Origin of the sequence: Phenylobacterium sp., assembly GCF_031412415.1 — a bacterium.
Lineage (GTDB): Bacteria > Pseudomonadota > Alphaproteobacteria > Caulobacterales > Caulobacteraceae > Phenylobacterium.
Genome location: NZ_JANOCX010000330.1, coordinates 1 through 5,276, shown reverse-complemented (window position 1 = coordinate 5,276; position 5,276 = coordinate 1). Strand labels below are relative to the sequence as shown.

The window sequence follows — 5,276 nt, the reverse complement described above, 5'->3', positions numbered from 1 at the left end:
CCGTCGGGCCGTCATAGGCCGTCAGCACCTCGTAATACTCGGCGGTCAGCTTGGCTTCGAGGAGCCGGACGTTCGCCTCGATGTCATCGACCACGAGGATACGGGCGGACATGGCGGCTAGCCTAGCAAGCGGCGAATGGTGTCGAGGAAGTGCGACACCGAAATGGGCTTGGAGATGTAGGCCTCGCAACCGCCTTCGCGGATGCGCTCCTCATCGCCCTTCATGGCGAAAGCGGTGACAGCCACGACTGGAATATGGGCCAGCTCGTCGTCTTCCTTCAGCCACTTGGTGACCTCCAGTCCGGAGATCTCGGGAAGCTGGATATCCATCAGAATCAGGTCGGGACGATGCTCCCGCGCCAGGGCGAGCGCCTGCAATCCCTCGCGGGTCTGCAACGTTTCGTAGCCTTGGGCATCGAGCAGATCATGAAAGAGTTTCATGTTCAGCTCGTTATCCTCGACGATGAGGACCTTCTTGGCCATTTTCATCTCGATGATGCTCTCGAGCCTGCGAATCGTGCGCCGACCCCACCTGTGAAACCCTTGATCCCACGGATATCCTTAAACTCGCGTTAGTCGCGACGGAGCGCCCCCTGACCGACACCCCGCCCATCGTCCGCACACCCAAGTCGCCGAACCTCGCCGAGCTTGGCGTCGATCCCGCTCGGCCGCTGCTGTTGGTCGACGTCGACGAGGTGCTGGGCCTGTTCATGGAAGGCTTTGGCCGCTTCCTGGAAGGCCGCGGCCTGGAGTTCCGGGTCGATCGTTTCGCTCTGTTCCAGAACATCTACCGGCCTGGCGAGAGCGACCATTTGCCCATCGAGGACGGCCGCGGCCATTTCGACGACTTCTTCCGCTACGGCTGCGGCGACATGGAGCCCGCCCCTGGGGCGGTGGACGCCCTGCGCGGCCTGTCGCGGCGCGCCAGCATCGTCATCTTCACCAACGCCCCCGGCCCTGCCCGGCTGGCCCGCGCGCGCTGGCTGGGCCGCCACCGCATGGACTATCCCCTCGTGCTCAACACCGGCCCCAAGGGTCCGCTGGCCGCGGTGATGGCCGCCCAGGTCCGGGGCCCGGCGGTGTTCATCGATGACCTGATCTCCAACCTCGACTCGGTGGCCGACCACGCGCCCCAGGTGACACGGTTCCAGATGGTCGCCGACACGCGCCTGCAGCGCCTGGCGCCGACCGCGCCGGATCGCCACGCCCGTATCGACGATTGGGCGGAACTGCGCGCGGCCATCGAGGCCACGATCGGCTGAGCGGCCATTGAGTTCTCGGCCCAAACGGAACAAGCCATGACCTCATGATCCGCATCGGGGTGGATTTCGGCGGCACGAAGATCGAAGCCGCGGCGCTGGGCGCCGACGGCGGCTTCCTGTCGCGCGTGCGCGGGGTCTCGCCGCGGACCTATGAGGGCGGGCTTGCGGCGGTGGCGGAGCTGGTCGCCGAGGCCGAACGCCAGGCCGGCGGCAAGGCGGCGGAGATCGGGGTCTGCGGGCCAGGCTCGGTGTCGCCCGTGACGGGGCTGATGCGCAACGCCAACTCCATCGAGCTGAACGGGCGACCGTTTCCACGGGACCTGACCCGCGTGCTGGGGCGGCGGGTGCGATACGCCAACGACGCCAACTGCCTGGCCTTGTCCGAGGCGGCCGATGGGGCCGGCGCCGGCGCGCGCGTGGTGTTCGCCGCGATCCTGGGTACCGGGTGCGGCGCGGGGATCACGGTGGACGGCGCGATCCTGAACGGCGCCAACGCCCTCGCTGGAGAATGGGGGCACATGCCCCTGCCCTGGCCCACCAACCAGGAACATCCCGGCCCGACCTGCTGGTGCGGCCGGCGCAATTGCCTGGAGCTTTGGGTGTCGGGAACCGGATTGGCCCGAGACGCCGACATGGCCGATGGAAAGGCGGTGGTCGCCAGGGCGACGGCGGGCGATCTCGAGGCCCGGGCGGCGCTCGATCGCTATGTCGACCGGCTGGCGCGGGGACTGGCGGCCGTCTGCGACGTGATCGACCCCGACGTCATCGTCCTGGGGGGCGGCATGTCGAACCTGGCGCGGCTCTACGACGACCTCCCCGCCGCCATCGCCGGCAAGGTGTTCTCCGACGTCTTCGTCACCCCGATCCGGCCCGCCTTGCATGGCGACTCCTCCGGGGTGCGCGGAGCGGCTCGGCTGTGGCCGGCGCCATGAGCGCGCTCTGCCGCGACTGCTTCACGCGCGGCGAATTCGCCCGGCGCTGCCCCGAATGCGGTTCGCCGCGCGTGGCCGACCATCCGGAGCTGGAGACGCTCTCCATCGCCCACATGGACTGCGACGCCTTTTATGCGTCGGTTGAGAAGCGCGACGACCCGTCGCTGCGCGACAAGCCGCTGATTGTCGGGGGCGGCAAGCGCGGTGTGGTCACCACCTGCTGTTACATCGCCCGCATATCGGGCGTCCGCTCAGCCATGCCGATGTTCAAGGCGCGCCAGCTGTGCCCCCAGGCGGTGATCCTGAAACCCGATTTCACCAAGTACCGCACCGAGAGCCGGCGGATCATGGAGATGATGCGCGACCTGACGCCGCTGGTGCAGCCGCTGTCGCTGGACGAGGCCTGGATGGACCTGTCGGGGACCGAGCGCCTCCACAAGGCGCCGCCCGCCGAGACCCTGGCGCGCCTGCAGGCCAGGATCGAGGCGGAAGTCGGCATCACGGTCTCGATTGGCCTGGCCCCCAACAAGTTCCTGGCGAAGATCGCCTCGGACATCGACAAGCCGCGCGGCTTCTCGGTGATCGGCTCGGTCGACGCCGAGAGCTTCCTGGCGCCCCGGCCCGTGGCGATCATGCCGGGCGTCGGACCGGCCATGGTCAAGGCGATGGAGGCCGGCGGTTACCGCACGGTCGGCGACCTGGCCCGCGCAAACATCAAGGACCTGGCCGAGCGGTTCGGAACCTACGGCCTGAAGCTGGCGGAACTGGCCCATGGCCGCGACAACCGGGCGGTCAATCCCAATGAGGAGCGCAAGGGGATCAGCGCCGAGACCACATTCAACGACGACCTCCACCGGGTGGAGGACCTGGAGGCCATGCTGGCGCCGCTGTGCGAGAAGGTGGGACGCCAGGCGCGGGCGGCCGGCGTCGCCGGACGGGTGGTGACTTTCAAGCTGCGCGGGACCGACTTCAAGATCCTGTCGCGGCGGCGAGCGATTTCCGTGCCGACCCAGACCGCCAAGACACTGTTCGCCATTGGGCGCGAGATGCTGGCCAAGGAGGCGAAGGGCCAGCCGTGGCGGCTGATCGGCATCGGCGTCGCCGAACTGGTCCCGGCCGAGGCGGTCGAGCACGACCTGTTCTCGGGCGACGAACAGCGCGCCCTGACCCACGAGCGGACCATCGACACGCTTCGGGCGCGATTCGGAGCCGGCGCCCTCACCTCGGGGCGCGCTTTTCGCTCGAAAACTTCACCGCAGGATTGAGCGACGCCCCTTCAGGCGCCTTTCGGCGCGGCAAAAACGCGCTGTTGGCGCCATCCGTACGCTCGCGAACGAATTCAACCCTTCCATACGGCCATCTTTTCCATATCTAATCCGTAGATAGAGTGGGCCCGTGTCCACTGGGAGACCTGTTCCGATGGCCGAGCGAAAGCAAGGTGATCAAGAGACGGGCGTCAAGTCGGCGGTCATCACACAGACCAAGCCGAAGACGCAGAAGCCGTCGATGTACCGAGTGCTGATCTTGAACGACGACTATACTCCCATGGAGTTCGTCGTTTACGTGCTTGAGCAGTACTTCAACAAGTCGCGCGAAGACGCGACGCGGATCATGCTGCATGTCCACCAGCACGGGGTGGGTGTGTGCGGCGTGTTCACCTACGAAGTGGCGGAAACAAAGGTGGCCCAGGTCGTTGATACCGCGCGGCGGCATCAACATCCGCTTCAGTGCACCATGGAAAAGGATTGAGGCCCAGATTGCCGTCATTCTCGCGCCATCTCGAAGAATCCCTGCACCGCGCCGTCGCGTTCGCCAACCAGCGAAAGCACGAGTACGCGACCCTCGAGCATTTGCTGCTCTCCCTCATCGACGATGAGGACGCCGCCGGCGTGATGAAAGCCTGCGACGTCGAGCTTCCGTCGCTGAAGACGACCCTGACCAACTACGTGGACAACGAGCTCCGTTCCCTGGTGGTCGACGACGGCGAGGACGCCAAGCCGACCTCCTCGTTCCAGCGCGTGATCCAGCGCGCGGTGATCCACGTCCAGTCCTCGGGCCGCGAAGAAGTGACCGGCGCCAACGTGCTGGTGGCGATCTTCTCCGAGCGCGAGAGCCACGCCGCCTACTTCCTGCAAGAGCAGGACATGACCCGCTACGACGCGGTCAACTACATCGCCCATGGCATCGCCAAGAAGGCCGGTGCGGAAAACGCCAAGCCGGTCAAGGGCGCCGAGGACGAGGACAAGCCCGCGGTCAAGACCGGCGGCGAGGCGCTGGAAGCCTACTGCGTGAACCTCAATGAAAAGGCCAAGCAGGGTAAGGTCGATCCGCTGATCGGACGCCATGCCGAGGTCGAGCGCTGCATTCAGATCCTGTGCCGGCGGACCAAGAACACCCCGCTGCTGGTGGGCGATCCGGGCGTCGGCAAGACCGCCATCGCCGAGGGCCTCGCCCGCAAGATCATCAACGGCCAGGTTCCCGAGGTGCTCGCCGGCGCGACCATCTTCTCGCTCGACATGGGCAGCTTGCTGGCGGGCACCCGCTATCGCGGCGACTTCGAAGAGCGCGTGAAGCAGGTGGTCAAGGAACTGGAGAACCACGCCGACGCGATCCTGTTCATCGACGAAATCCACACGGTGATCGGCGCCGGCGCCACCAGCGGCGGGGCCATGGACGCCTCCAACCTGCTGAAGCCCGCCCTGGCCTCGGGCACCCTGCGCTGCATGGGTTCGACGACCTACAAGGAATTCCGACAGCACTTCGAGAAGGACCGCGCCCTGGTCCGCCGGTTCCAGAAGATCGACGTCAACGAGCCGACGATCGAGGACACCATCAAGATCCTCAAGGGCCTGAAGACCTACTACGAGGAGTTCCACAAGCTCCGCTACACCAACGACGCCATCAAGGCGGCGGTGGAGCTGTCGGCCAAGTACATCACCGACCGGAAGCTTCCGGACAAGGCGATCGACATCATCGACGAGGCCGGCGCTGGTCAGATGCTGCTGCCCGAGGGCAAACGGAAGAAGATCATCGGCCTGAAAGAGGTCGAGTCGGTGGTCGCCAAGATCGCCCGCATCCCGCC

7 protein-coding genes are annotated in these 5,276 nt (G+C 66.4%); 5 read left to right on the top strand and 2 right to left on the bottom strand.

Annotated elements, in window-relative coordinates; genetic code table 11:
* Positions 1-112 (bottom strand): hypothetical protein (locus RMO04_RS16050; RefSeq protein ID WP_309645778.1); only part of this gene is annotated, 112 nt, incomplete at its 3' end.
* A gap of 5 nt (positions 113-117) precedes the next feature.
* Complete coding sequence (locus RMO04_RS16045) at positions 118-483, bottom strand: response regulator (protein WP_215340030.1); 366 nt, start codon at positions 481-483, stop codon at positions 118-120.
* Between the two features lie 194 nt (positions 484-677).
* On the opposite strand from RMO04_RS16045, the gene RMO04_RS16040 reads away from it, so the two are divergent.
* The 5 genes from RMO04_RS16040 to RMO04_RS16020 all read left to right on the top strand — a co-directional run.
* Positions 678-1,262, top strand: a complete 585-nt coding sequence (locus RMO04_RS16040) for a hypothetical protein (RefSeq protein WP_309645777.1) — start codon at positions 678-680, stop codon at positions 1,260-1,262.
* A 44-nt stretch (positions 1,263-1,306) separates the two neighbouring features.
* Positions 1,307-2,194, top strand: a complete 888-nt coding sequence (locus RMO04_RS16035; protein ID WP_309645776.1) for an ROK family protein — start codon at positions 1,307-1,309, stop codon at positions 2,192-2,194.
* On the top strand, positions 2,191-3,459 hold the full coding sequence (locus tag RMO04_RS16030) for a DNA polymerase IV (protein WP_309645775.1): 1,269 nt from the start codon (positions 2,191-2,193) through the stop codon (positions 3,457-3,459). The genes RMO04_RS16035 and RMO04_RS16030 overlap by 4 nt, the downstream gene beginning before the upstream one ends.
* Before the next feature lie 154 nt (positions 3,460-3,613).
* Positions 3,614-3,943, top strand: a complete 330-nt coding sequence (gene clpS / locus RMO04_RS16025) for an ATP-dependent Clp protease adapter ClpS (protein WP_305581364.1) — start codon at positions 3,614-3,616, stop codon at positions 3,941-3,943.
* 8 nt (positions 3,944-3,951) lie between these two features.
* A partial coding sequence (locus RMO04_RS16020; RefSeq protein ID WP_309645774.1) for an AAA family ATPase occupies positions 3,952-5,276 on the top strand: 1,325 nt, incomplete at its 3' end.